This window comes from Tolypothrix bouteillei VB521301 (genome assembly GCF_000760695.4).
Lineage (GTDB): Bacteria > Cyanobacteriota > Cyanobacteriia > Cyanobacteriales > Nostocaceae > Scytonema > Scytonema bouteillei_A.
Genome location: NZ_JHEG04000001.1, coordinates 916598 through 942721, shown reverse-complemented (window position 1 = coordinate 942721; position 26124 = coordinate 916598). Strand labels below are relative to the sequence as shown.

Here is a 26124-nt window from a genome sequence, read left to right as displayed (position 1 = left end):
TATTATAACTTGATAGTTATTAAAGAAGATAGTTGAATAACAGAACAAGCATGGTGAATACTCTACCTCAGTCTACCCCCAAGCAAGCAAAAGCAGGAATCAAAGAGCCAAACCAAGAAACCCTATTGACTCCCCGGTTTTACACCACAGACTTTGAAGCTGCAGCTAGTTTGAATGTATTTGCTCAAGAAACTGAATTAAAAGCGATGCTTGCAGAAATGCGAGCAGACTACAATCGTCACCATTTTGTCCGGGATGAGACATTTGAGCAGTCATGGGAACATATTGACGAAGAATCACGCCGCGTCTTTATTGACTATTTAGAACGTTCATGCATTTCAGAGTTCTCTGGGTTTTTACTGTTTAAAGAACTCTCGCGGAGGCTGAAAGAACGCAATCCACTTTTGTCTGAAATATTTCATTTGATGGCTCGTGATGAAGCCCGTCATGCTGGATTTCTTAATAAAGCAATGGGTGACTTTAAACTCTCACTCGATCTTGCGAGTGTGACGAAAACCCGCACTTATACGTTTTTCCCAATTGAATGGGTAATTTATACTGTCTACCTATCAGAAAAAATTGGTTACTGGAGGTATATTATTATCTATCACCATCTACAAAAACATCCAGAAAAGCAGTTTTACCCTATCTTTCGCTTCTTTGAAAGTTGGTGTCAGGATGAAAACCGTCACGGAGATATATTTAAGGCATTATTGCGATGTCTCCCGACAAGCCGCTCCGCGTCTACGCAACTAAAACTTTGGAACAATTGGAAAGCCAAACTGTGGAGTCGCTTTTTTCTGTTATCAGTGTTTGCTACCCATACACTAACGGTTCACGAACGGGCTAGCTTTTACTATTTACTGGGGCTCGAGCCAACAGAATTTGACCGTCAAGTTGTTCGCAAGACAAACGAAACGGCTGGTCGAGCCTTTCCGGTCATGCTGAATACCGAACATCCAAAGTTTTTTCCACTTTTACAACGCTGCTCAGACTACAACTTAAAATTGGTGGAAGTCGATCGCAGTTCCCAACCCAAAGTTGTGAAACTTCTTCGCAAACTTCCCCTTGCGATCGCAATTATTTGGAATTTGCTGTTGGTTTACTTGATAAAACCAATTGATACTGAAGCATTACGCTTCACAGTTCGGTGAAGAAGGGACGATTTTGTTGCAAGGTACTTACAGAATGTGATGTACCTTGCACGAGGGTATATACATAGCTTAGTTAAAATATGCTTTTAAGCTGGTGTAACCCTTGCAAAAGTTTCATCTTTATATTGCGTGCAACAATCTGGTCGTAAAGGATTGTTGGAAGTACAGACAAAAAATAGAGCCAGTATTCTCTCCCTTGTATCCCTTGTCCCACAAACAAGTGATATCTTTAAATGAGTGCGACACACCTCCCTCTCCTGCTGGCTTGTGGCAAAAATTCAATTGTGAATGGTACCATCAGGCAAAATAGCACCCTGGAGATCGGCATCTGTGAGAATCACTCCGGTTAAGTCTGCGCCTTGCAAATTAGCCTTTCGCAAAACCGCACCTGTTAAATTGGCGTAACTTAAGTCTGCACCTTGCAAACTAGCTTCAGTTAGATCCGTTGCCAAATCTCCCCATTGTATTGTCCGACTCAAATCTGCCCGACACAACTTTGCTCCATCTAAATTAGCATGATGCAGTAAAGCCGCTCTTAGATCGGCATAACTTAAATCAGCCCCGCTTAAAATCCCATATCCCAAATCTGTTCGCTGGTTGGAACTCGGACGGAGGTCTGCTTGAACTAGCAAAGAACCAGAAAGCTTAACAGCATTCAAATTAGCACCACATAGACTAGCTTTGATTAAGTTGGCTTCATCCAAACGTGTCTGAATTAACTTTGCACCTGTCAAATCAGCCTCACGCAAAATAGCACGATATAAATCAGCCTCACTCAAATCCACTCCCCAGAGAATAGCTTCACTCAAGTTTGCTTCGCGCAGACAAGCTTGGCTAAAGTTGGTTTTACCCAGTCGTGTTTGGCGTAAATCAGCATAGCTAAAGTCTGAAGCTACAAGGTTTACATTGGTTAACTCTGCTTCTTGCAAATTAACTCGTTGAAAGCTTCGTTCTCCAGCAGAATAAAGTTTGAGAATTTGCTCTACATCCATATCATTCAACCTTTGATTTTATAAGTCAAGCACGTTCTTACTATGGACAACGATCTTTGAGAGCATTGTCTTCTACTGTTGGGTTAACACTGCCATCAGTTCTTTGACGGACACGATCCGTTCAGCGTACCTAACATTGGCTCCAGAAAAAATTAAACCACGCTCTACATCCCCAGATGCAGCTTTAGCAAGCGCTTGGAGAAGACAATAAGTTTTTCCAGTGTCTCGACACAAACACGACTCTAAACAATTAGCAATACATCGCTGCTCCAGTGCTGTTGATGAGCCAGCCATTGCCTGCTCTGTAAAGGGATTACGTAAAGCACGAGTGGGTTTTCCTACGGGACTGGGCACAGTGACAATATCTTCTGAACAGGCTTTGAGATGGAAGTCTTTATAACGTCGATCGGCATCGCATTCTTCTGTGGTAATGAAGCGAGTACCGATTTGTACGCCGTCTGCTCCAATGGCTAATATGCGATCGATATCGGTTCGATCCCAAATTCCTCCCGTGACAATTAACGGAATTTTGACACCCATCTGTTGTTCCAAATAATCTCGCAGCTGAGAAATGAGGGACTCAATCGAGAATTCTGGAGAGCCAATATTCTCACACTGCGTGAAATGCCCTCCAACCATCTGACAATTTTTGACAATCAAGGCATCGGGGAGTCGATTATATTGATTTTGCCAAGTTTCACAGATGATTTGGGCTGAGAGCAAGTTAGATATGCTTGGTACTAATGCCACATCGGGATAATCTGTAGTGTACATTGGTAAAGTCAGAGGCAATCCAGCTCCTGTTACAATCAAATTTGCTCCACAAGCAGCAGCTGTCTGAACCAACACGGGATAATCTTTGGTGGCAACAAGAATATTAACCCCAATCGCTCCATTCGGGCTAATGGTGCGGGCTTCGGTCAGTTCATCTATCAAAGCCAGTCGATTTACCTCAAAAAAGTTGCCTCGTTTGCGTTGATGAAAATAGGGAGAATGCAACCCCAACCCCAGCGTGGCAATGGTACCTACTCCACCTGCATTGGCAACTGCTCCAGCAAGCTTTGCGCCAGAGACCCTTACTGCCATTGCACCTTGAACAATGGGATAGCGGATAATATGTTTGCCAATCCGTAAGGGATGTAAGATAGACGCCATCAAAAGATATTTCCTTATAACTGTTGAGTAATTCTAGCACCTCAGTGTTCATTGTTTCTCAGATGGGATGATGCTTGGTATTTCTAGAACCTTCAACTTATCAGAACACAATATTCTCATGCATCCGTTTCGTATGCTAGGTGTAGCTGGAGTCTTTGGAGGCGCTCTATTTTCCGTTATTGTATTGGTGTTTTCCTGGTTAAAAAACGCCTGTGTTGCTCCGAAGAGCTTTGAAGGTTTTAGCCTGCTGTTGCACGCGCTCGTTAATGCGATCGCACGCTAACTCACAAAGCTCAAAAATCATTGGCTCGGCAATTTCATAATAAGCACTGGTACCTTTGGGCTGACGAGATAAAACTCCTGCTTGAGTCAATACTTTCAGATGCTTAGAAAGATTTGCTTGCCCCAACCCAGTAGCCTCAGCGATTTCCATCACATTCATTGGTCCTGACTTGAGACAGGTCAAAATTTGTAACCTACTTACCTCTGATAAAACCTTGAAGTAGTCTGCAACCGCCACAAGAACAACTGGATCGACCATGGCCGGCTTAGTTTTTGGCATAGGGAGATTTAACAGTCAGCACAATAATTGATTAATAACTAATCAATATTATAACTAATTGTTAATTCAATTTAATAACAGCGCAGTTATATCTTTTAAACTGAAGGATGAGGTCGAGACACTGTGACAAAATTTTTCTGACGGAGGCTTAGATGGATGCACCCAAGCGTCGTATTGGTCTTGAGCAAGAGTTTTTTCTGGTAGATGAAGTAGGTCAGCTGAGCAATCGTGCTGATGAATTTTTGCAGGGTTGTCACTTAATGGCGGAAGCAGAAGGTTTAAATCCAAATTATTTTGTGCCAGAGTTTGTCAAGAGTATAGTATAAATTAATACATCTCCTGGCTCCAGTGGTACAGAACTAGCCAGAGAATATCTCAAAAATCTCAAACTGGCGCTTTCTGTAGGACGACAAATGGGTTTACGGCTTTACCCTCTGTCTAGCTATCCCTTGCACATTATGCCAGTTATGCGCGATCGCCCCAACTACCACATCCAAGCGAGAACCGTCGGCTATGATAAATTTTTGCACGCAGGAAAATGTACTGGCACACACATACATTTGGAAGTCTCTCCTGGAGTCATTGACCCTCGTGTTGTAGTATCTTACAACTCAACATCAGCACAACGAGAAGAACTACTAAATATCTACAATTTAGCTACAGCTTGCGACTCAGCACTCATTTCCCTAACGAGAGCGTGTCCCTTTTATGAAGGACAGGCGATTGGGCTAGCAGCACATACCATTCGTTATCGAGGGAGTGAAACCTTCGGCTGGGAAGGAGTTTACACTCATTTACAACCTGTTGGTGGACTCATGCCTTATGCTGAAAGTGTGGAGGATTTAGTTGAACAGCACTTTGCTCGTTACTATACTTGGTCGCAAGCAATGGAAAAAGCTGGAATTGAAAGTCACCTGTTTTTAAAAACAGGAGGAAGCTTACTCAAGTCAGGTTGGAATCCGGTAAGACTAAACAAACTCGGCACTATCGAAATAAGATGTATAGATAGTAACTAGCCTTCTGTTATTTTAGCTGTAATTGCACTGCTGGAGAATGCGGCTAATCGAGTCAGAAATGAGAAGTTAACAGTTAAAGCTGCTAAAGGAATGCAGGTATTTGAACTCGTTAATAACTACCTGTATGTACCAGATTTTGAGTATCTGAATGGTGAACTACTTTATACCGCAGCTACAGAGGGAGTTAAACACCCTAAAGTCAAGGCTTATGTCGATTCAATTTTGCAATTTGCTATGGGCTACGCCTTGGAGAAAGGGAAAGCAGATGGTGGTGAAGGAGTCAGTTTTCTAGCAAAACTGAGCCAAGACCTCGATCGCTATCAAACGATAGAAGCCGGAATATTACAAGAGTTTACCCCAACAACCGCACAACTTCCATTAGATGTCGGTTTGCGTTTGGTATGTGAATGTTGTGACAAGTTAGACGCTCAAGTTTCATGGATAGATACAGAAAATCCTCTATTGGTGTTAAATGCTGATGAACGATTGTTACTACAGCAGCCTTAATAGAATTTCAATTCCAGAAGCTAACGTCCTCATAAGTTCCTCACATTTTTTCTTTAATCTCTAAATCATTCAGGACAGTATGCCGGAATTCAGGTATTCTAGCGTGCTCAATGTTTGATATTAATACCATTTGGAAGTCGTCGTTAAATTGTTAACTCTACTTTAAATTACATATGAACTGCAAACGAATTGGCATTCTCACTAGTGGTGGAGATTGTCCTGGGCTTAATGCTGTGATTCGGGCTGTTGTGAGCCATGCAACGCTCACTTACAATTGGGAAGTGCTGGGAATTCCTTATGCAACCCAGGGACTGCTGGAAAGCAAAGCGACGACACTAACGATGCATGGTCTTGACTTACGTGGCATAGATCCCTTGCTCAGTATGGGAGGAACTATCTTAGGAACTATCAACAAAGGAGATACGTTAGCACGTGCAGATGAGATCGTTGCTGGTTATCAGACATTAGGGCTAGATGCACTCATTGGTATTGGCGGTGATGGTAGTGTCAAGATTCTCCACTCGCTTGCATACCAAGGCAACTGGAATTTTGTGGCTATTCCTAAAACAATTGATAATGATGTAGCACTCACGGAAAAATCTGTTGGGTTTGATACTGCCGTCAATACAATTACAGATGCTCTCAACCGCCTCACTTTTACCGCCGCCAGTCATGACAGGGTAATGATTGTGGAAGTTATGGGCAGAAAAGCAGGCCATTTAGCCTTACAAGCCGGGATAGCAGGAGGAGCAGATGTTATCTTGATTCCGGAAATTCCTTATTCGATTGAGGGTATTTGCAAGCATCTTGACAAACTGCGCGATCTCTGGGGACGCAAATTTGCGATCGTCGTAGTTGCAGAAGGCATTGAAGCGGTAAAACTATCTTGTAATTGTAGCGATCGCGATCTGTGGAGCCTAACTCCCAGCTGTGGTATGGGTCAATACATTGCTGACCAAATTGCTAATTACAGTACCAAGAAAATAGAAACGCGAGTCTCAGTTTTAGGCATATTCAGCGAGGCGGTATTCCTTCTGCTTTAGACCGTTTGGTGGCGACAGCTTTTGGTAAAACCGCAGTGGATTTAGTCGCACAAGGACAATTCGATCGAATGGTGGCTTGGTAAAACGGACAAGTTGTTGCCGTCCCTCTACAACAAGTCCTCCTTCAAAGCCCTGCGCCCGTGCATGCTAACAGTTACCTCGTGGAAACTGCTCGAGCTTTGGGCATTTATGTTGGAGAATTGGGGAACCGGAGCACGAGCGAGAAGTTTGTTAGTAACTGTCGGAACACTCAATCAGGTTGAAACATCTCAACGCAAGAAAAAGCACGGGAAGCTTTGACGGAAGAACGCTTGTATGAAGAATATTTACAAGCAGCGGTGAGAAAAAGAACAACTGACAGAAGAAGCATAAGCAACCAAAGTATAATCTCTACAAAGAAAATAGAAAGAAAAAAGTTGACTAATGACACAAACAGTAACAGTTGGAGCAATTAGAGGTATTGCTTCAACGTAAGTTAGATGAAGTTAAAACAGATTACACTCTCCCTCTTTTTCAAGGAGAGGGAGGGTGTAGTTCGCCAAACTCACATTTATTCATTGATGCAAGTTGGTGTAATCTTGCAATTGTCTGCGTGCAGTTTCAAATGCATCACGAATTGCTATATATATATCTGCATGGCTTGTTTCGTCTGATGGGTTATGGTTAACAATGATGTTTTCTTTAGGGAGCGTCAGGTCGATTCGTACATGATAAAGATTGCCTTTACGTTGGTTGCGGTGGGGAGCGTCAACAGTAACCCGACAGTTAATCACTCGATTGTAGAAACGTTCTAATTTTTGAACATTCTCTCTTATTTTCTCTTCAACAGATGCTGATGATTGAACGTTATGGAAAGTAAGTTGCAGCGGTATTGCCATATTTTTATTGTCCTCACTGTCAGATACTAGCTTATCATCTTTATTTCAAGATTAAAGACAAAAATCGAGAAATTGTGAGGTTATATTTAGTACCATACAGTTGGTTATAACAGGTAAAAACCAAAGTATTTTTTTGTACATACTCACAAAAAACATTCGTTCCCTCAGTTAAATATTTTTTTGAATTTGTTTGCGATCGCTTCTCCTAACCTTTCTATCTTTAGAGTATAAAAAAGATGTGAGGAAGTTGTGAAGATAAGCAGTTAAATGACAGTTTTAACTCGCAACCGGGCAACCTTGCAGCCTGAAGTAATTTATTATTTGTAAAAGTTCAGCAGCCAAAAAAATAATTCGAGCGTAGAACCTCACAATTTCCTCAAAGTATTTTTATAAGTTGATAGTGTAATACGGTTCGGATAAGATTCGATCCCCCCAGGCAATTGTTTGGGAGAAATAAAGCCTCCCTTTCGAGCGGGAGGTTGGGGGATCTTCAAGGATTCGATATTGTTAACTGAACTGTATTGGTTGATAGTGGAGTCGGTAGTAGGCTTAATGAAAAAGTATATTAGAGGAGTGTAAATATGTATTTAATACCTTGAAAACCAATCAAAGAAAGCTCCAATTGCAGAAGACATAAAAGCAGAAAACAGAGAGTTTTGCAAAGAAAATACAAGGAAAAATATTATGACTGTTGATATGTTAACAGCAGCAGACGTCATGACTCGAGACGTAGCAACAATCCGCAGTTCAGCAACTGTAGCTGAAGCCGTTCGGCTTATGAAAGCAAGAGATTGGCGATCGCTCATTGTTGAGCGCCGTCACAATCAAGACGCTTATGGTATTATTACTAAGTCAGATATTGTCTATAAAGTTATAGCCTACGGTAAAGAGCCTTGCAAAGTGCGGGTTTATGAAATCATGAGCAAACCTTGTATTGTGGTGAACCCTGACTTAGGTGTGGAATATGTGGCGAGGTTGTTTGCTGAACACCATCTGTTACAAGCACCAGTTATTCAAGGAGAACTGTTAGGTATTATCTCTCTAACCGATATTATCAATAGAAGCCAATTTGTTGAACTACCTAGAACAATCCTGCTAGAACAAGAACTTCAGGATTCCATTACAAAAGCGCGTGAAGCCTGTGCAAAAACTTCTCCTCGTTCCGAAGAGTGCGCTGCTGCTTGGGATGTCGTTGAGGAATTGCAATCTGAAATAGCCCATCAAAGTGCAAAAAGATTAGAAAAAACTGCCTTTGAAGAATTTTGCGATGAATTTCCAGAGGCGATGACAGGACAAGTTTATGATAATTGGTGTGGTGGTTAAGACAATAAATCTTCAGTTCTCCTTCGCTGAGGATTAAAGCTCCTGGATGTGACTGTCCCATTAGGAACTTCGTTGTGTTTCCTCCATGGGAGGACAGCCACATGGTTTCCACACTTACCATCAGAGTTATGAGTTATTAATTGTTCAAGATTAATAACTCATAACTCTGATGGTATGATTACTGACCCTTTTGTTCCGCAACAGCTATTTCTAATAGTGTCTTGAGTACGGAATCAGGGTTGAGACTGATAGAATCAATACCCTGTTCAACTAAGAAGCGAGCAAATTCTGGATAGTCGCTTGGTGCTTGACCGCAAATACCAATTTTACGTCCGTGTTGTTTGACTGTGTAAATTGCCTTTGCGATCGTTCGCTTGACTGCTTCGTCACGTTCATCAAATAAATGCGCCACTAACTCCGAATCCCGATCCAACCCCAGCGTCAACTGCGTGAGGTCGTTTGAGCCAATAGAGAATCCATCAAAGATTTGACTAAACTCATCTGCTAGCAGTACGTTGCTAGGCAATTCACACATAACGTAGATTTGTAATCCATTTTCTCCTTGTACTAAACCATTTTTTGCCATTTCTGCGATCGCACGGCGACCTTCTTGAGGAGTACGGCAAAACGGAACCATCAAAATGACGTTGGTTAAGCCCATTTCGTCACGGACTTGCTTCATTGCCAAACATTCAAGAGCAAAGCCTTCTCGGTAACGCTCATCATAGTAGCGAGAAGCACCACGCCAACCAATCATTGGGTTTTCTTCTTTTGGTTCAAATTGTTTGCCACCCAACAGGTTAGCATATTCGTTACTCTTGAAATCACTCAGACGGACGATTACAGGTTTGGGATAAAAAGCTGCAGCAATAGTTCCTATTCCCCGTGCAAGTTTATCAATAAAGAATTGGGTTTTCTCTTCATATTGATCTGTTAACTCAGCAATTTTATATTTAGCAAGTTCATCTTCTAATTCATTAAAATGAATCAATGCTAATGGATGTGCTTTAATATAGTTGGCAATAATAAACTCCATGCGTGCTAATCCGACTCCATCATTAGGCATAGCAGCCAAGCTAAATGCCTCTTCAGGATTGCCCACATTCATCATGATTTTGGTGCGGGTATGGGGTAAGCTTTTTAAGGGAATTTTTTGCACTTCATAGGGTAACAAACCTTGGTAAACTCTTCCAGTTTCGCCTTCAGCACAAGAAACAGTAATTTCTTGCCCTGTTTTAAGGACAGTCGTGGCATTTGAGCAACCCACAATTGCTGGAATTCCCATCTCTCGCGCAATAATTGCTGCATGACAAGTGCGTCCACCAGCGTTGGTTACAATTGCACTTGCTTTCTTCATAATTGGTTCCCAGTCCGGATCTGTACGGTTGGTCACCAGGACTTCTCCCGATTGAAACTCGTTGATGTGATGCACATCCAGAATGACTCTGGCTTTACCTTGCCCGATCGTCTCACCCACACTCCGCCCTAAGATCAACACTTCACCTTTTTCTTGAAGGCGATAGCTGTGCAAAACGTTTTTTTCCTTTTGGGATTGAACTGTTTCTGGACGTGCTTGCACGATAAACAATTCATTGGTGATGCCATCTTTTGCCCATTCAATATCCATTGGTGTGTAAACACCACGTACTTTTGAATAGTGCTCTTCAATGACATATGCCCAGTGTGCCAATTGTAAAATTTCGTTATCTCGGAGGGCAAATGAGGAGCGATCGCTGGCTACTACCGGAATATTTTTGGTTAATTTTGAACCACCCAAGTCATAAACCATTTTAATTTCTTTTGTACCCAGACGCTTGTCCAGAATTGGTTGATATCCTTGTTTGAGAGTAGGTTTAAAGACCAAGTATTCGTCAGGATTGACAGCCCCTTGGACAACATTTTCACCTAATCCATAAGCCGCACTAATCAATACGGCATCTTTAAAACCCGTTTCCGGATCGATGGAAAACATGACTCCAGATGCTGCTAAATCAGAACGAACCATTTTTTGTATACCTACCGAAAGGGCAATGTTGACGCGATCGAAGCCCTTGATTTGACGATAAGAAATAGCACGGTCTGTAAAAATTGATGCAAAGCATTTGTGACAAGCGTCAAGAACAGCTTGCAGTCCATGGACATTAAGATAAGTTTCTTGCTGTCCGGCAAAACTGGCATCAGGTAGGTCTTCAGCGGTAGCACTAGAGCGAACTGCGACATCGGTATCAGTCCCGTACTGTTGACACAGATGCTCGTAAGCTTGGGCGATTGCTTGTTCTAATTCCTGAGGAAAAGGAGTTTTGAGCATTAAAGACCTTGCTTGTTTACCCCGCAACCGCAGATTGTTTACATCCTCAACATCTAACGAAGCAAAAATAAGTCTTAATTGCGCTTCTAAGCCCGCAGCTTCAATAAAATAGCGATAGGCATGAGCAGTCGTCGCAAATCCTGTAGGAACTTTCACGCCCTTAGGTCTCAGTTGTTGAATCATTTCTCCTAAAGAGGCGTTTTTGCCTCCCACGAGAGAAATGTCTGCAATTCCTACTTTCTCCAAAGGCAATACGAGAGCTTGGTCTATTTCACCACAGCGTTCAGTCTTTTGGTTGACCAGTATTTCTTGCATAATAAAGCTACCTTAATGGAATGGAACAATTTACGAAAGCTGGTTTCACTCAATGAGCTTGTGTTTATTTGACACCTTAAGTTATAAGAAGATACTTTGAGGAAGTTGTGAGGATGTTGTTTGATGAGCGTAACTTTGTCTCATTACAAAAAGTGAACTCTACAGACAAGAAGCAAGGTTAAAGTCTGCATCGTTTGTTTTAACGTCAGTCTTCAGACCAGTCTTCACGACCTAACAGGTCAATAATTTTATCTCTAAGTAAAAAGTTGTTTCTTTCTAACTCCAGTTCTACACACACCCACTCGCGACCGGGAATGTAGTTACACAAAGCATAAATTGGCTGATTGCGGCTTATGGTTCCCTTATTGACAAGTTGACGTGCTTCGTCTTTGATAACTTCTATGTCATATTTGACGGTAGTAGTCATAACTTTCACCCCAGATATTTAGGTTATGCCAACTTATAATTAACTCATAATTATTCATGCTTTGGCTCTACCTCAAACTTATGGAAAAACTTTGAGGAAATTGTGAAGATGACAAAGCAAGCCGTTTCGACAAATGAGTTGTAACTTCTTTAGGGCAGGGAGTGTCAAGGTTCCCTACGGTTCAGGTAGTACCAACTGGTCTCTGGCTTTGACAGCACCAAGTAAGAAACTACCAAATAGCCAACTTCATCAATGCGGAGCATCCCAAAGAGTGCCAATTGCCTTCAGAATTCTATTCTGAACGGCAGGCGCTATCTCAGGAGCGGAGATAGGGTGAACCCGAAGGGACTTAGCTTGTATAGCGGCGATTTCAATCGCAAACGTGTTTTTTCCAAATTGGGATGCTCCCCATCAATGGGATTTTTGTTCAACGGGTGGAGCAAACTTAGGGGTTCCCCGGTATAAAGCAAGTGGCGTGACAGAAGGCTTTAGGATTGCAGAACCGCATCTTCTAGTTGCACCTTGATAAAAATAACGGATGTGGTAAATATAATCAGTTGGAACCAATCAAATATTAAATTATTTAATTATTTTCTCATAATTTCCCCAAAATCTTTTTTTATATTAAAACTACAAAGCTGATATTGCTATTATGTGTGCTTTGATTAATGAGTATTGATTAAACGATATGCGTACAAACCCGATCGACCACTCCTCTGTTACGGTTGCTCTGCTGCTTCCCTGCTGTCTTAATGATAAGTTTGTATCAGCACATCACATGATTTGCATTGGCTTGTCTATCTTCGATCGGTAAAATACAAGACAAGCAATAGTATGATATTTGCTAGTTTGGATGCTAAAATTTAGATTTTTATTGCTTTATTTTTTTTAATAAATAAATAAATTAAGGGAGAAAAGTTTGATATGCCTTATGATGAAAATTCCTCTAGAGTCGATTTCTTTGGATTGTCGATAGAACAAAGAGAAATAGTAGCTTATTTGCGTAAAAAATTCAAGTTAAAGGAAGTTTGCCAAAACATTATATACAAAAAAATTATTCAGCAAACTGCTCGAGAACAAGGGTTACTAGTAACTCCAGCAGCAATTCAGATAGAGTCAGAGCGACTTTTAAGAGAGAGGTCTTTAGAGATAGGTGTGAATGGAGTGGATTGGCTATCCGAGCATATGCTAACAGTCAAAGATTGGGAAACAGAGACTCAAGAAAGTTTGATAGAGCAGAAAGTAGCTGAATTTTTATTTTCTTATGAAATAGAAATGTTTTTTAGCCAACATCAGGCTGATTTCGACCAAATATTGCTTTATCAACTGATTGTTCCTTACGAACAGCTAGCTCACGAACTCTTTTATCAAATTTCAGAGCAAGAAATGAGTTTGTATGAAGCAGCCCATTTATATGATATTGATGAGAGACGTCGTAATTGCTGTGGGTATGAAGGTAAAATTTATCGCTGTAATTTAAGACCAGAACTTACGGATATTGTTTTTGATGCTGGGATAGGAGAATTAATTGGTCCAGTGAACACGCATCAAGGAAGCCATTTATTGATGGTTGAGGGCTTTATTCCATCTAAACTGACAACTACAATACGTCAACATATCTTAAATCAGATGATGGTTCAGTGGTTGGAAAGTCAGCTAAACAATATGCTGCAACACAATCAAGCTGAAAATTCTGAATGATTAATCAAAATTTACGAGATAAGTCCATAAAGATTTTTGAATGTGAAATAGTTAGTAAAAAAGTTGACAGTACAAATCAAGTTAGGATAGGACTGTTATTTGCAAGAAGACCTCTTCTTTGTCCTCCTTGTCTCCCTTGTTTAGATCTCAAATAGGATTGCTATATTTCACTTGTGTGTCGATTCTGTTTCCCGAACAGAGTTCGTTAAAGCAATCGCGATTTCTACAATAAAGCAAGTCTGGTTGCTACCGCTTTCAATCCGGATTGTACCGTTCATTTGATCGACCAGTTTTTTAACCAACGCTAGCCCTAAGCCAGTACCACTCTGTTTCCAGAGATTGTAACTGGGAATGCGGTAGAACGTATCAAAGATCCGGGGGAATTCTTCAGGTGCAATCTCTACTCCTGTATTGGTGACAACTAATTGCAGGAAGGATGACTGGCGCTCTGGGATAGCAGAAATTTTGTCTGAATTTGGTGTGTCTTTTTTGATAGCAACCGCTAGGGAAATCTTCTCGCCTGGAGGAGTATATTTACGGGCATTGGTGAGCAATTCTGTGATAATGTGACTCAAGCTTAGTGAATCAATTTGTACGATCGTTATGTCGGGCGCAAGAGTCATCTCAAAATTTTGCTGCTGATTTTGAAATTGGGTTTGAAACGGTTCAATGATGTGCTGAACCCAATTCTGAAGGTTAATTTTTGTCAGTTGCTCGGGGTAGGTTCCTGCTTCTAAATGTTGCAAGTTTAATATGTCATCGATCAACTTCAATTCGCGATCGCACTCTTGTTGCAAAAGAGCAAGATATTGAACAACTTGATTTCTTGAAAGAGGTGTTGAAGAAATTTCCCGAGTCAGGTCATGTCCCTGCTCGTTTAGGTTTGTCAATAACTGTATTATCATTTTCATATTGGCTATAGGAGAGCGTAATTCATGGGTGATGGTGTTGAGAAAATTGTCTTTCAGTTGATTGACCCTTTGAAGTTCTCTGACCTGGGCTTGAGCCGCTTCATAGAGGTAGGCTTGGCGGAGAGCAACTGCACACTGGTTGGCTACTTGTTGCACTAGATGAATTTCTATCTCAGTGAAACAGGAATCGGTTTCTTTAAATAACCACAAATCGCCCAATATGCCCGTTTCTTTGACGCGATCGTCGAAAATGGGACACGCTAAAATTGCAGATTGATTGCGAATTGGTATCGACTGAACTTGACAGAAGGCTAAATAACATTTCTGTTGTTGCAATTGATTGTAAATTTCCGGTGCGTCTGTCATGTACAACAGTTGTCCTTGACTCACAAGTTCCCCTGGTGCAACATACTGGTAACGGATGATTGAGGATTGACGTTCTCTCGTATAAAATGCTGCATCACAGCATTTTGCTTCCAAGGTTATTGCCAGTTCTTCTACAGCACTTTGCAAGATTTGGTGTCCCTCAAGAGAATCTCGAACTTTATCAGAAATTCGTTTGAGTGTTGCTTCAAAGTTTAAAGATTGCTGTAATTCTAGAGTGCGAAGTTGTACCCGCCGCTCTAAATCAAGATTCAGTTGCTTGATTTGCGCTTCGGCGCGTTGGCGTTCTTGGAGATCCTGTTCTAATTGTTGATTTTGCTGAATGAGAAGTTGCTGCTGTTGTTGAATGAGTAATTGATTTCTAATTCTTGCCAGAACTTCTAGCTCTTGGAATGGTTTAGTAATGTAGTCTTGTCCCCCTAACTCAAAGGCTCGTATTTTATCTTCGATTTGAGCGAGCGCACTAATAAAAATAATCGGAATTTGACGTGTTTTTTCTAAAAATTTTAATTGCTGGCAAACTTCATAGCCATTCATTTCTGGCATATTAATGTCAAGCAAAATGAGATCGGGTGGATCTTTCTGGACAGATTGTAATGCCATTCTGCCATTGAGGGATTTCCGAACGATATAACCCCGCAATTCTAGCATTTTGGCTAATAAACGTAGATTATCAGGGGCGTCATCTATAAGTAAAATCTTGGTTTGGGATGCTGGTTTGAGTAGCGTAATCATAAGATTCTCAATAAGGACTTGTCAGCGTAGCAAGCGCTTCTAGCTCGAAGTTATCGACCAAATACTTCAGGGCATTTGCCAGAGGTTGTTTCTGCGTGGGGATTTGAGCAATTAGTTCATAGATTCTGGCATCGTTAAGATCGAGTACTGCTTCATGGACTCGAGCAATCCACTCTAGTGGTATGACTTGCAAGTCTTGGAGCGTAAAGAGTTGTTGCCGCAAAGTGGCTGTGTTCGGATCTGATGTTGTTTCTTCGGTGTACTTGCTCGACATGCTCACTCATTTGCAGAATCTCAAGTTGCGGCTCATGCAATGTTAATAGTAACCCATTTGGCTGAATGAGACCGGGAATGTGGATCGGTTGGCTATCGCAGTTGCTAAGATTAAGCCGTTGTGTGGTAGATTCTGTAAGATTGTGTCTGTTTGAGGTTGCATTTAATAGAGAGAACAAGTATATAAATACTAGCAACTTCAATTTATAAAAAAAAAATAAAAAACTTATAAAGAAAAAGAGAATTTAACAAATTTTAAATCTTTTAAATTAAATGAAGAAATATGAATATTTCATGGGAAGTGACAAAAAGTTTTTTCTGTTAGGAACTGACATCAAAGTCTGAGAGTGGCAGAGTAAAACTCCAACCGAGTAGTTTAGCAACCTGACCGGGGAGAGCAACTGGATCGAAGGGTTTAAGAATGACACCCGCGATTTGATATTGTCGAAGAATTTGTGAATCTAGCCACCTCGCCTTAGCACTTAGCAGCACGACAGGAATAGCTTGAGTTTCTAAATTATTTCTTAATTTTGTTAAAAACATACAACTATCCATGCCGCTTATTGACCAATCCAGTACAATTGCATCAGGATGAATGACAGCTGCTCTGTGCAATCCTTTTAATGGACAATCGGCAGTGACTACATTCCAAAGGGCTAAATCTTTGAGGCTGAGTTCCACAACCTCTCGCACGCTGACTTCATCATCAATCAGCAAAATCGTTTTAGTGGGTAGAGTTATTTCCCTCACAATATCCATTTTACCAAACTCCAAAACGGAAATAATGCAACTGTGACAACTTCACCGACTCTCGTTCAAGCTGGCAAGGATTGATATTTGCTTATTAAGATAAAGAATTTTTATCTATACCTTTGAAAGGTAAATTGAAAAAATGAAAAACTAATAAAGAGAGGGATTTTGTTACAAAATTTAAAACTCAGTCATTCCAACCAAGAATCTCAGCCACTTCGTCGGAAATGGTCGTTGGTTCAAAGGGTTTGACAATCGTTCCTTTCACACCCATCTGGGCAAACCGAGCGCGATCGCTCCTTTGAACTTTTGCTGTTAGCAAAATGACTGGTATCGATTGGGTTGCTGAATTTGCCTGAAGTTGTTCGTACACTGCAAAGCCGTCCATCTCTGGCATAGATACATCAAGCAAAATAGCATCAATGGATTGTGTCTGGGCAATTTTTAATGCTTCGGGTCCTGATGCTGCCGTCAGCGCGTCCCATCCTCCCAAGTCTGACAAACAAACTTGTACGAGTTCCCGAATTCGTTCTTCGTCATCCACAATTAACACTTGTTTCGTCGTCATTTTATCTCCTTCGGTGGCAATGGCAGAGTGAAGAAAAATGTGCTTCCTACACCAATAGTACTTTCAACCCAGATTTGTCCACCATGATGTTCGATAATACTACGGCATATAGCCAATCCCAAGCCGGTTCCGCCTTTATCACGAGAGTCTGTTGCATCGACTTGCTGAAATCGTCCAAAGATGGCTTCTAATTTCTCTGGTGGAATACCCCGCCCTCGATCCGTTATTTGGAACAGTACATTATCTGTTTGCTGTTGAACACTCAAAGTAATTGTGGAATTAGGAGGTGAGAATTTCAGGGCATTACTTAATAAATTGGTGAGTGTTTGAATAATAGCATCAGCTGATGCCCAAACTTTAGCATTAGTAGGATGGATCTCAAAGCTAATATGTTGTTTGTGTGCGATCGCCTGCACTCCCTCTACAGCAATTTGAATTAAATCAGCCGCATTACAGGTTGCTTTCTCTAGAACAGCTCGTTCTGAATCCAAGCGTTCCAAATCTAGAATATCGTTGACTAACCGCACGAGACGCTCGCTGTCGATAGCTGCAATCTCAATCATGCGCTTAAACTTGTCTGGTTTTTTGTCATAGATACCAGTTTTCAATAAACCCAGTGCTGCCCGAATTGCAGTTAAAGGAGTACGGAGTTCGTGACTGACAATGCCAATAAACTCACTTTTCATTTGCTCAATTTTCTGCTGCTCTGTAATGTCTTCTGCAAGACCTGCAATCCGAACGATTTCCCCTAGTTCATTTTTGATAGGGAATGCCCGATCGCGAATCCAACGGATTGAACCGTCGGGGCGGATGATGCGATACTTTACATCATATTGCTCTGTTTTTTGTTCCATGAATGGAATTTCGACAGACTGGCGATCGTCTGGATGAATGGCATCTAACCAAGAAGAAAAACTTTGGTAAAGGCTTTGACAACTTCTTTGCCAGATGGTTTCGTAGGCATTGCTTACATATAAAAATTGCTTATATTGAACATCTGTCATCCAAAATACTGTCTGGATGTTTTCGGCAAGCTGGCGAAACTTTTCTTCGCTCTCGCGTAAAGCTTCTTCGATGCGTTTGCGCTCCGTGATATCTTGGTGAACTGCAACTAACACATCGCCATATTCGGGGTGTTTAAATACAGAACAAGCCGCACGACACCAAAAAGGGGTACCGTCTTTTTTCACATTATGAACTTCATAGGTAGCTTCTCCATCTTGGAGAACGGTAGCACGAATGGCTTGGTTGACCTCTTCGGCTGTCATGTTTTTATTTTCGTAATTTACAATTGATACGTGCCGACCGTTGAGTTCACCAGAGTCATAACCAAACATCTGCTCAAATTTAGGATTGGCATAGACAATAACTCCATTATTGGATTTAACCAAGCAAATGCCTTCCGCCATGTTTCGGGTGATGACAGCCTGAAGTTCCAGCATTTGTTCTGCTTGTTTGAGTCGAGTCAGATCGCGCAGACTAACGATCGCGCCTGAAATGCTTCCGTTTGGTTCGCGATAAGGTGTATAAGTAAAGCTAATGAATTGCTTAACTAAATCGGGGTAGTCAAACCATCTTTCATCCTGAATTGTCTCTCCTGCCAAACACCTATCTAACTGAGACCGGACAAAATTCTCAAATAAATTTTCACCTAAAACATCCCTTGCGGAATTTCCTATAACCTCGGTATCGGGTTTGTGACACCAATCCAAGTAAGCTTGGTTCACGATTTGATGAGTGTAATTCCGATCTAGCAGTGCAATGCCATCTTTGGTAGTGGATACGATGCGCTCAAACTGGCGCAGAACTGCTTCTGTGCGTTTGCGCTCGGTAATATCTAAGACTACACCGAGCGATCGCAACGGTTGCCCGGATTCATTGTAAATGGCGCGTCCCCGCCCCATTAACCAATGCACCGAACCATCCGGGTAAACCACTCGATACTCGGTTGTGTAATCGGTACTGTTTTTAATAGATTCTAAAAACTGTTGTTCAACCCAACCAATATCTTCAGGATGAATCCGATTGAGCCAGACCTCATAGCCAGGCTCGATACCATAGGGAGCTAAACCCAATAAGGTAAAATGATTGTCATTCCATACTATATTTTGGCTTGGTAAGTGTAAATCCCAATATCCAATATGAGTTAAATCCATAGCAAGTCGGTGACGTTCCTCGCTTTCCTTGAGGGCAAGTTGTGCTTGTTTGCGCTCGGTAATATCATTGTTGATTTGCAAGATCTTAATTGGTTGACCGGCATTGTTTTTTTGTAAAACCCAACGGCTAGCTACAGTAATGGGTCGAGCGTCCCGGCTAAAATGAATAAGTTCTCCTTCCCAATAGCCTTTTTCAAAAAGTTCTGCTTCGATCTCTGTTAATGGTTGAGGAAATTGAGTTTTTAGGAGAATATGCGAGATTTGCCCCAAAGCCTCGGCTTTTGTCCAGCCGTACATAAACTCGGCTCCCTCGTTCCAAAAGGTCATCACGCCGTTCAAGTCGCTCGTAATGATAGTGTCGTGTGCTAAATCCAGCAGTTGCGTCTGTTCTAAAAGAATGAGTTGGATTTGCTGTTGCTCTATAACCGTTTCTAACAGGCGATCGTTTGCTTGAGCCAGTTGTGCTGTTCGCTCAACTACCCGTTGCTCAAGTTCAGCATTCAGTTGTTGCAGGTCAATTTGCGCCTGTTTGCGTTGTGTAATATCGTCACCAAAAATAATAATGCCGCCAATCTCACCTAAAGCAGTATGCCAGGGGTGAACTTCCCAGCGTATCCACTGTTGGCTCCCATCTAAGCGGACAAACAAATCTTCATCACGTTTTTCAGTTGCTCCAGCCAAACACCGTTGATGAATTTGCAGCCATTCCTCTGTGATTTCCGGAAAGATTTCGTAGTGAGATCGTCCTATAAGCGATTCAATCGAATCAAGATGGTGATCGTCCACCCATCTTTGGCTGGCTATCAAATAGTTCATATCTCTATCGAACATAGCAATACCAGCAGGTGCATACCGGACAAATAAGCGTAAGGTTGTTTCCCTTTCCTGCAAACTTTGTTCTGCTCGTTTGCGTTCGGTAATTTCCTGACAAACAGTACTGATACCAATGATGCGATCGCCATCTTTTAAAGGCAAGAAGCTTTCCAACCAGGTTCGTTGCACACCCGGTTGAGCCGGAGTTTCGCCAGTTATTTCCACATTCAGAAGCGGTTTGCCTGTCTCCAAAATGGAACGCAACAGTTGTTCAGCAGTGTCAGCTAATTCGGGTAGCACCTCACGTACCGTGCGACCGAGATGCGCTTCAACGGAAAACCCATTAATTTCTGCAAGTCGCTGGTTAATACGGATAAAGCGAAGGTCGGTGTCCAAGACGTTTAACCCAATTGGGGCTGACTGGTAGATAGTTTCGATTTCAGCTAATTGTTGTTGAAGTTGGATTTGACTTTTGTGTAGGTCCACTTCAGCCCGTTTGCGATCGCTAATATCCCGACAAACGCAGAATCGCAGAATTTCCCCTTCCCATTCCACAACGCTAAAGCCTATCTCTACATCGTATCTCGAACCATCTTTTCGTTGGTGGCGAGTTTCCAAAACTCCACTTTTTACAGATATGCACTCAAGCATTAATTGCTGAAGTTCTTCACAAGTAAACTGAGCATCCCAGTCAAAAATGTTGAGCTTTGCAGTTTCTTCCTGAGAATAGCCGAGCATCTGGGCAAATCGGAAATTGGCATCCAGTACCTTTCCTTGCGTGTTTAAAATAACGATGCCATCAAATGAAGTATCAAAGAGCATCCGGATACGGAGTAGCTCTTTTGCTAAAGTTTGTTCTGTTCGTTTGCGTTCGGTTAGTTCAGTCTGAGCCCGTTCAAACAAAGCGGCTTGCTGGATAGCAATGCTCATCAACCCCCCTAACTGTCGTAGGAGATCGATTTCTAAAGATTGCCACTCATGAGGAGCCGCACAATGATGAGCCGCCAGTAACCCCCATAATTCATCCCCTTTGAAAACTGGAACCAGCAGATTAGCCCGCACCTGGAGATTCGCCAAAAATTCAATGTGACAGGGATCGAACCCAGCCGTATAAATATCAGATTGTGCGACGACCATGCCTTGTTTAAAGAGTTTGAAGTTCTCTTCGCCAATGAAAGGAGCATACATTTGGAGTGGTAAAATAGATATCCATTCCGTTGCAACAGATTCGGCAACAACTGTTCCACCCCAGCCCGGAGAAAATTGGAAGACACTCACGCGATCGCACTCTAGAAACTGTCGGGCTTCATCTACGGTGGTTTGCAGGATACCTTGTAAATTGACAGAGTGCCGGACACGCCCGATCGTCTCCATCACCAAACGGTGTTGCTCAACACCAAGTTGTGCAATCTTCTGTTTGCTGTTGATGCTAGCGAGCAGCGCGATCGTGAAAGCAACCAGTGGAAAAATGCTTAACTGCAATACGTCTTTGGGTTGGGAGAGCCAAAATTGATACAGAGGAGGCAAAAAGAAATAATTAATTGCCAGTATCGAAAGGACAACTGTAGCGCTCCCCGGTCGAAAGCCACCATACCAGGTACTGATAAGAATTGATATGTAAAAAAGAGCACCAACAGTTTGGATTGGAAGCGGTTCTAGCCAGAGCCCCAGCGACAGGGCGAGCGCAGTTGAGCCGATGGCTACTCCATAGGGTAATAATTGCGAATAAGGTTTCATCTCTGTTTGGCTCTACCTGCCTGCAAACACATTCGGACTCGCTGAATTCGGCTGAGTACCCGTGTCACGAGTTCCGGACCTAGAACTGGCTTAGTGATAAAATCATCGGCTCCTGCTGCAAAAGCTTCCTCAAGGAATTGAGCATCAGTATGGGCTGTGACCACCAAAACAGGTAGATCGCCCCACTGGGCATCTTGCCGGACGACTTGGCACAATTCTAAACCGTTCACTATCGGCATTTCTAAATCTAACACCACTAAATCTGGTGATGTCGCTATCAACACCTCCCAAAATTGCTGTGGTTCGGCTAAAGTTTTCACATCTAGTCCCCAAGGAGTCAGTAATGCCGATAAGAGAGTCAGCATGACAGGGTCATCATCTACAATTAAAACCTTAGCTTCTGAAGTTTTGGATTGGGGTAGGACACGCGCCAATGCTTGAAAAATCTCTTGAGTTGTTGCCGACTTATGCAGAAATTGCCGCGCCCCCAAACGCGCCACGGCTAATCGATCGGCAAGAGAGTCTCGTGCGGTAAAAACGACAATCGGCAGATCTGGCCATTGCTCTACGAGCTCTTGTAGCAGAATTAATCCATCTTTTTCTGTACCGGGAAAGCTCAAATCCAGTAGAATTGCATCTGGCATTTCCAGGGCAAGGTGCGAGCGAGCAGCGATCGAATTGGGAGATGTTTTCATGCTAATCCCCCAAGCATCTGCTTGTGCCAGCAACCGTTCCGTCAGCATATCATCATCAGCGATCGCTAGCACGTGAGAAATCTGGTGCTGAGGAACTGTTGGAGCCGTGACAGTTACGGGTGGCTTTGTTAACTCTTGTTGCAATGCCGTCACCAGTTGGGAAAATTGGCAAATTTCTGCATCTGTCTCAATTCGATTATGTATCAATAAATGCTCGACTGCCCGTGCCAATCGGGTACCTTCTGGATATCCAAATGTACCCATTGAGCCTGCGAGCTTGTGCGCTTCATGCAATGTCTCCCGCTGTAACTCCTCGCTGAAATTTCCTGCCAACAGAGCAGTTTTTGCTTGCTCTAGCACCGCAACTTGTTGACCAAAGGAATTGCAAAATCGTTCTAAGACTTGATTAATAGAGGCTATATTTTTAGTATGAGGTCGTTTCTTGCTCTTGCTCTCATCTGTACTTACCGGACGATCTGGAATAGAAATCGCTGGAACAAGCCTTAATCGATATCCCATACCATACACTGTTTCGAGAAGATCTTCTGTCAGACCACCTGCTTTCAGTTTCTTGCGTAAGTCTTTGACATGAGTCGTCACTGCATTTTCAATCGGTGCGTCATCAAATCCCCAAAGTCGATCGAGAATCATCCTACGACTAAAGATACGATGGGGGTTTTGCAAAAACAATTCCAGCAATTTGTATTCTGTTGCTGTCAGTGCAATGTCCTGCTCGTGACACGTGACTTTGCCGGAGATTCTATCCAAACAAAGATTTCCCCAACTTAAAGTGGATCTCGATAGTGTTCCACTCCGTCGCAGCAGAGAACGAATTCTGGCTAGTAATGCTTCTAGATTATAGGGTTTGGTAACGTAATCATCTGCTCCCGCATCCAAACCTACCACAATATCTGCATGGCAATTCTTTGCACTTAATAACAAAATCGGTTTGTGGTAACCTTGCGCTCGGAGTTGCTTGCACAGGTTAATACCATCCAATTTTGGAATTAGCCAATCCAGCAAAATTAAGTCATATCGATCTGACATTGCTAGGTCTAGCCCTGTTTGTCCATCGTTTGCTAAGTCCACACTGTAATGATTTGCACTGAGCAACTTTGCAAGTGCTGTACTGACTGCTATGTCATCCTCTACCAATAAAATTTTCATGAGCTGCATCAAGATTTAAAGAAGATGCTGATGACACAAAGGTTGTTATCATTTCGCATTATCTTCTGCCCAGTCAAGCTGCTCCAGGATCTACATATATCGTTACAATTATGAGTGACATACAGACATCTTGAGAAATTCATTCTGCATTGCGATATCTTTAGTAAAAACGCTTCAAACAGCGAGTCCGGACATTGTTTTTAGGAGAGGTCTAATCCATAACGACTTTTGTATAAATTATTACATACTAATATGAAGACTAGCCTCCTTCTTAACACTGACAGATTGTGAAGACAGGACTTGATTTCGTCCCGATATCTTTGCCTTGTACAATTGGGTATCAGCAACGTGATAAAGTTCCTCCAAGTTAGTTCCATCACAGGGATACTCAGCAATACCTGCACTAAAGGTAACTTGGAATTTTTGCTTTTGAGTATCGATAAACTCATGCTGACGAAAAGTCTGTAGAAATCTTGTTATACGCTCGACACATTGTTGTTGGTCTATACCATATAAACCAATAGCAAACTCCTCACCACCCCAACGAGCGACAATATCCTCATCACGAAAGTCGTACTTTAGCAACTCTGCCAACTGCTTGAGGACTTTATCGCCTGTATCGTGTCCGTAAGAATCGTTGATGGATTTAAAGCGATCTAAGTCTAGAAATACAAAACACAAAGATTGTTTTTGGCGCTTTGCCAACCGTAGTAGATAATTAAAACCTTGCACGAATTTACGACGATTGCTAAGACCAGTCAGTGTATCTATATCTGCTAAATGTTGTAAAATTTTGCTTCGCTCGAGTCGATTGAGTATACGGGCTATCAATTCTGATTCCACAATTGGTTTATTGACGTAGTCATCAGCACCGGATGTAAAAACTCGTTGCACTGTTTCTGGATCGTTATGTGCCGACAAAAATAGTATGGGTAGTTGATTCCAACGAAGATCGGCACGTACAACTTGACAGAGTTCCACACCACTAAAATAAGGCATTTGCCAATCTAAAATGAGTAAATCCGGAGCGAATTGTTCTAATGTCTCCCAAAATTCTTGCGGGTTATCAAGCAGTGCTAATTGAAATCCCCAAGGTGACAGTAATGTTCGTAGAAACTCAAGAATTTGAGGATCGTCGTCTACAATTAGCAGCTTTGCTTCTGGAATATTCGATTTTTGTAACACTTGCGTTACCGCATCCATCACCTCTGAGGGTGACACGGGTTTTTGCAGAAAACCTGTGGCTCCTAGTTTTACTGCTTGGACGCGATCGCTAAAATTCCCACTAGCAGTCAACACGAGCACGGGTACAGGCGATTTGACAGCAGAAAGTTCTACTAACAGTTCCAACCCATTTTCTAAAGAATTAGAAAAACTTAAATCTAACACAATCAGATCTAGTTGAGTGGAGGCCACAATTTTCCTAGCGCGGGCTAAAGTTTTTGCTGTTTGTACTCGTATTCCCCGAAGTTTAGCTTCTGCGGTCAAAGCTGAAACTAACTCCCCATTATCAACTATTAGGAGGTGTATTTGTTGATTCGCGCTTGCTACATTAGAACTAAAGTATAAGCGATTTTTAACTGGTAACTCAACTAATGATGGACTGAATTCTTGCCCCAACTTTTGGACTAGTGTTACCCGCCGAATGACTGCTCGGATACGGGCAAACAATTCGTCAAGTTCGCAGGTCTTCACCAAGCAATCATCTGCCCCAGCATCTAACCCCGCAATTTCGAGAGTCGTGCTATCTCGATCTGTTAAGAGAACAATTGGCGTGTGGTTTCCCTTTGCTCGTAGTTTTTGACAAAACGTAATGCCATCCAGTTTGGGTAGTGCCACATTAAACAAAATTAAGGCATAAGCAAATGCTTCTGCTAATTCCCAAGCAGTTGCACTATCAGCAGCACAATCTACTGAATATTGCTTCATTTCCAAGCTTTCTTTTAGCATTTGTGTTGCTGTTATATCTTCTTCTACAAGCAAAATTTTCATAATGGTTATCTATACTTAGTAGTATGAATTTCTTCAAGACATGATAACAACTCTGTCATTTTTATAAGGCTTTCGTTCAAAGCAACACTCCTGTAAAAGACTAGCTGTGAAGCATAAAGAGGGTTTGAAAGTACCCACGTTAGCATCGGTTTGTTATAAAGTGGTTTTTTCTTAAAATAAACTTCAAAACAAACAAGCTGGCTATTAGTTCAATTATCGACCGCTCCACCTTATAGGCAGAAAATGAAAAACTTATAAAGAAAAGACATATCTTAATAAATTTAAAAATAAGAAAAATCGATCGCACTGTCTTTGGTAAGAGAAATCGCCATGCAGGGCAGCTGCTTTTGCCATATACTAGGACCGATCGGCTGTTCCATATGTAATTTGTATATTAAATCGTAGAAGCGCACCCGAGAAGTTGGGTGCGCTAAATCTAGAAAGAGTAGGCGGTGAGACCAGTGCTGTAGGCGGGTTTCCCGCGACCACCGGAACAGGCCAACCCGGAGGGGGTTCTCCCCGTTGAGCAAACTTCGGGAGGGTGAAGTCTGTCGAACTCACG

Annotated in this window: 19 protein-coding genes and 3 pseudogenes; 8 read left to right on the top strand and 14 right to left on the bottom strand. The window is 42.0% G+C overall.

Annotated features, from left to right (window positions below):
• Positions 1–50 precede the first annotated feature (50 nt).
• Positions 51–1154: a magnesium-protoporphyrin IX monomethyl ester (oxidative) cyclase gene (acsF, locus tag HC643_RS03540; RefSeq protein ID WP_038086706.1), complete on the top strand. Its 1104-nt coding sequence runs from the start codon at positions 51–53 to the stop codon at positions 1152–1154.
• A gap of 278 nt (positions 1155–1432) precedes the next feature.
• Here the strand turns inward: acsF and hetL are convergent, their stop codons facing one another.
• Positions 1433–2146, bottom strand: a complete 714-nt coding sequence (hetL, locus tag HC643_RS03535) for a heterocyst differentiation pentapeptide repeat protein HetL (RefSeq protein ID WP_038086708.1) — start codon at positions 2144–2146, stop codon at positions 1433–1435.
• 72 nt (positions 2147–2218) lie between these two features.
• Positions 2219–3301, bottom strand: coding sequence for an NAD(P)H-dependent flavin oxidoreductase (locus HC643_RS03530; protein WP_038086710.1), 1083 nt, complete (start codon positions 3299–3301; stop codon positions 2219–2221).
• 55 nt (positions 3302–3356) lie between these two features.
• Between HC643_RS03530 and HC643_RS03525 the strand changes: the two are divergent.
• Positions 3357–3482 (top strand): annotated as a pseudogene (locus HC643_RS03525) (Photosystem Q(B) protein 1); the annotation flags it as partial.
• Positions 3483–3500: 18 nt separating this feature from the next.
• Here the strand turns inward: HC643_RS03525 and HC643_RS03520 are convergent.
• On the bottom strand, positions 3501–3863 hold the full coding sequence (locus HC643_RS03520) for an ArsR/SmtB family transcription factor (protein ID WP_038086713.1): 363 nt from the start codon (positions 3861–3863) through the stop codon (positions 3501–3503).
• A 152-nt stretch (positions 3864–4015) separates the two neighbouring features.
• Here HC643_RS03520 and HC643_RS41185 point away from each other — a divergent pair, with 152 nt between their 5' ends.
• The 4 genes and pseudogenes from HC643_RS41185 to HC643_RS03510 all read left to right on the top strand — a co-directional run bounded on the left by HC643_RS41185 (position 4016) and on the right by HC643_RS03510 (position 6692).
• Positions 4016–4189, top strand: a complete 174-nt coding sequence (locus HC643_RS41185) for a hypothetical protein (RefSeq protein WP_153021618.1) — start codon at positions 4016–4018, stop codon at positions 4187–4189.
• Between the two features lie 87 nt (positions 4190–4276).
• Positions 4277–4879 carry a hypothetical protein gene (locus HC643_RS41180; protein WP_137986414.1) on the top strand — a complete coding sequence of 201 codons (603 nt, stop codon included), beginning with the start codon at positions 4277–4279 and terminating at the stop codon, positions 4877–4879.
• A gap of 90 nt (positions 4880–4969) precedes the next feature.
• Positions 4970–5386, top strand: coding sequence for a hypothetical protein (locus HC643_RS41175; protein ID WP_137986413.1), 417 nt, complete (start codon positions 4970–4972; stop codon positions 5384–5386).
• A gap of 173 nt (positions 5387–5559) precedes the next feature.
• Positions 5560–6692 (top strand): annotated as a pseudogene (locus HC643_RS03510) (ATP-dependent 6-phosphofructokinase).
• A gap of 291 nt (positions 6693–6983) precedes the next feature.
• Here HC643_RS03510 and HC643_RS03505 read toward each other — a convergent pair.
• Entirely contained in the window at positions 6984–7307 is a 324-nt protein-coding gene (locus tag HC643_RS03505; RefSeq protein ID WP_038086716.1) for an HPF/RaiA family ribosome-associated protein, read from the bottom strand.
• 696 nt (positions 7308–8003) lie between these two features.
• Here HC643_RS03505 and HC643_RS03500 point away from each other — a divergent pair.
• The gene (locus HC643_RS03500) at positions 8004–8630 is read left to right on the top strand and encodes a CBS domain-containing protein (protein WP_038086734.1); all 627 of its coding nucleotides are present in this window, start codon (positions 8004–8006) and stop codon (positions 8628–8630) included.
• A gap of 178 nt (positions 8631–8808) precedes the next feature.
• Here the strand turns inward: HC643_RS03500 and ppsA are convergent, their stop codons facing one another.
• Positions 8809–11253: a phosphoenolpyruvate synthase gene (gene ppsA / locus HC643_RS03495; protein ID WP_050046133.1), complete on the bottom strand. Its 2445-nt coding sequence runs from the start codon at positions 11251–11253 to the stop codon at positions 8809–8811.
• Positions 11254–11458: 205 nt separating this feature from the next.
• Positions 11459–11680 (bottom strand): DUF4327 family protein, encoded by a 222-nt coding sequence (locus HC643_RS03490; RefSeq protein ID WP_038086720.1) that lies wholly within the window; start codon positions 11678–11680, stop codon positions 11459–11461.
• Between the two features lie 924 nt (positions 11681–12604).
• Between HC643_RS03490 and HC643_RS03485 the strand changes: the two genes are divergently transcribed.
• Positions 12605–13381 carry a peptidylprolyl isomerase gene (locus HC643_RS03485; RefSeq protein WP_050046132.1) on the top strand — a complete coding sequence of 259 codons (777 nt, stop codon included), beginning with the start codon at positions 12605–12607 and terminating at the stop codon, positions 13379–13381.
• A 167-nt stretch (positions 13382–13548) separates the two neighbouring features.
• On the opposite strand, the gene HC643_RS03480 is transcribed toward HC643_RS03485, so the two are convergent.
• The 8 genes and pseudogenes from HC643_RS03480 to HC643_RS03450 all read right to left on the bottom strand — a co-directional run bounded on the left by HC643_RS03480 (position 13549) and on the right by HC643_RS03450 (position 25562).
• The gene (locus tag HC643_RS03480) at positions 13549–15411 is read right to left on the bottom strand and encodes a response regulator (RefSeq protein ID WP_167844616.1); all 1863 of its coding nucleotides are present in this window, start codon (positions 15409–15411) and stop codon (positions 13549–13551) included.
• Positions 15412–15418: 7 nt separating this feature from the next.
• Positions 15419–15685 (bottom strand): hypothetical protein, encoded by a 267-nt coding sequence (locus HC643_RS41170; protein ID WP_038086724.1) that lies wholly within the window; start codon positions 15683–15685, stop codon positions 15419–15421.
• 40 nt (positions 15686–15725) lie between these two features.
• A pseudogene (locus HC643_RS42500) lies at positions 15726–15863 on the bottom strand (hypothetical protein); the annotation flags it as partial.
• Positions 15864–16005: 142 nt separating this feature from the next.
• The gene (locus HC643_RS03470) at positions 16006–16443 is read right to left on the bottom strand and encodes a response regulator (RefSeq protein ID WP_038086740.1); all 438 of its coding nucleotides are present in this window, start codon (positions 16441–16443) and stop codon (positions 16006–16008) included.
• Between the two features lie 178 nt (positions 16444–16621).
• Positions 16622–17002 carry a response regulator gene (locus HC643_RS03465; RefSeq protein WP_038086727.1) on the bottom strand — a complete coding sequence of 127 codons (381 nt, stop codon included), beginning with the start codon at positions 17000–17002 and terminating at the stop codon, positions 16622–16624.
• Positions 16999–21708: a PAS domain S-box protein gene (locus HC643_RS03460; protein WP_050046131.1), complete on the bottom strand. Its 4710-nt coding sequence runs from the start codon at positions 21706–21708 to the stop codon at positions 16999–17001. Before HC643_RS03460 ends, HC643_RS03465 begins: the two co-directional genes overlap by 4 nt.
• Positions 21705–23570: a response regulator gene (locus HC643_RS03455; protein WP_050046144.1), complete on the bottom strand. Its 1866-nt coding sequence runs from the start codon at positions 23568–23570 to the stop codon at positions 21705–21707. Before HC643_RS03455 ends, HC643_RS03460 begins: the two co-directional genes overlap by 4 nt.
• A gap of 240 nt (positions 23571–23810) precedes the next feature.
• Positions 23811–25562, bottom strand: coding sequence for a response regulator (locus tag HC643_RS03450; protein ID WP_050046130.1), 1752 nt, complete (start codon positions 25560–25562; stop codon positions 23811–23813).
• Between the last annotated feature and the right edge of the window lie 562 nt (positions 25563–26124).

Excerpts from the sequence above, each read along its gene's own strand:
- HC643_RS03470 (WP_038086740.1), bottom strand. The coding sequence starts at position 16,443 with ATGGATATTGTGAGGGAAATAACTCTACCCACTAAAACGATTTTGCTG.
- HC643_RS03505 (WP_038086716.1), bottom strand. The coding sequence starts at position 7,307 with ATGGCAATACCGCTGCAACTTACTTTCCATAACGTTCAATCATCAGCA.
- HC643_RS41185 (WP_153021618.1), top strand. The coding sequence starts at position 4,016 with ATGGATGCACCCAAGCGTCGTATTGGTCTTGAGCAAGAGTTTTTTCTG.
- HC643_RS41175 (WP_137986413.1), top strand. The coding sequence starts at position 4,970 with ATGCAGGTATTTGAACTCGTTAATAACTACCTGTATGTACCAGATTTT.
- HC643_RS03490 (WP_038086720.1), bottom strand. The coding sequence starts at position 11,680 with ATGACTACTACCGTCAAATATGACATAGAAGTTATCAAAGACGAAGCA.
- HC643_RS41180 (WP_137986414.1), top strand. The coding sequence starts at position 4,277 with ATGGGTTTACGGCTTTACCCTCTGTCTAGCTATCCCTTGCACATTATG.
- acsF (WP_038086706.1), top strand. The coding sequence starts at position 51 with ATGGTGAATACTCTACCTCAGTCTACCCCCAAGCAAGCAAAAGCAGGA.
- HC643_RS03500 (WP_038086734.1), top strand. The coding sequence starts at position 8,004 with ATGTTAACAGCAGCAGACGTCATGACTCGAGACGTAGCAACAATCCGC.
- HC643_RS03520 (WP_038086713.1), bottom strand. The coding sequence starts at position 3,863 with ATGCCAAAAACTAAGCCGGCCATGGTCGATCCAGTTGTTCTTGTGGCG.
- HC643_RS03460 (WP_050046131.1), bottom strand. The coding sequence starts at position 21,708 with ATGAAACCTTATTCGCAATTATTACCCTATGGAGTAGCCATCGGCTCA.
- HC643_RS03455 (WP_050046144.1), bottom strand. The coding sequence starts at position 23,570 with ATGAAAATTTTATTGGTAGAGGATGACATAGCAGTCAGTACAGCACTT.
- HC643_RS03485 (WP_050046132.1), top strand. The coding sequence starts at position 12,605 with ATGCCTTATGATGAAAATTCCTCTAGAGTCGATTTCTTTGGATTGTCG.
- ppsA (WP_050046133.1), bottom strand. The coding sequence starts at position 11,253 with ATGCAAGAAATACTGGTCAACCAAAAGACTGAACGCTGTGGTGAAATA.
- hetL (WP_038086708.1), bottom strand. The coding sequence starts at position 2,146 with ATGGATGTAGAGCAAATTCTCAAACTTTATTCTGCTGGAGAACGAAGC.
- HC643_RS03530 (WP_038086710.1), bottom strand. The coding sequence starts at position 3,301 with ATGGCGTCTATCTTACATCCCTTACGGATTGGCAAACATATTATCCGC.
- HC643_RS03480 (WP_167844616.1), bottom strand. The coding sequence starts at position 15,411 with ATGATTACGCTACTCAAACCAGCATCCCAAACCAAGATTTTACTTATA.
- HC643_RS41170 (WP_038086724.1), bottom strand. The coding sequence starts at position 15,685 with ATGTCGAGCAAGTACACCGAAGAAACAACATCAGATCCGAACACAGCC.
- HC643_RS03450 (WP_050046130.1), bottom strand. The coding sequence starts at position 25,562 with ATGAAAATTTTGCTTGTAGAAGAAGATATAACAGCAACACAAATGCTA.
- HC643_RS03465 (WP_038086727.1), bottom strand. The coding sequence starts at position 17,002 with ATGACGACGAAACAAGTGTTAATTGTGGATGACGAAGAACGAATTCGG.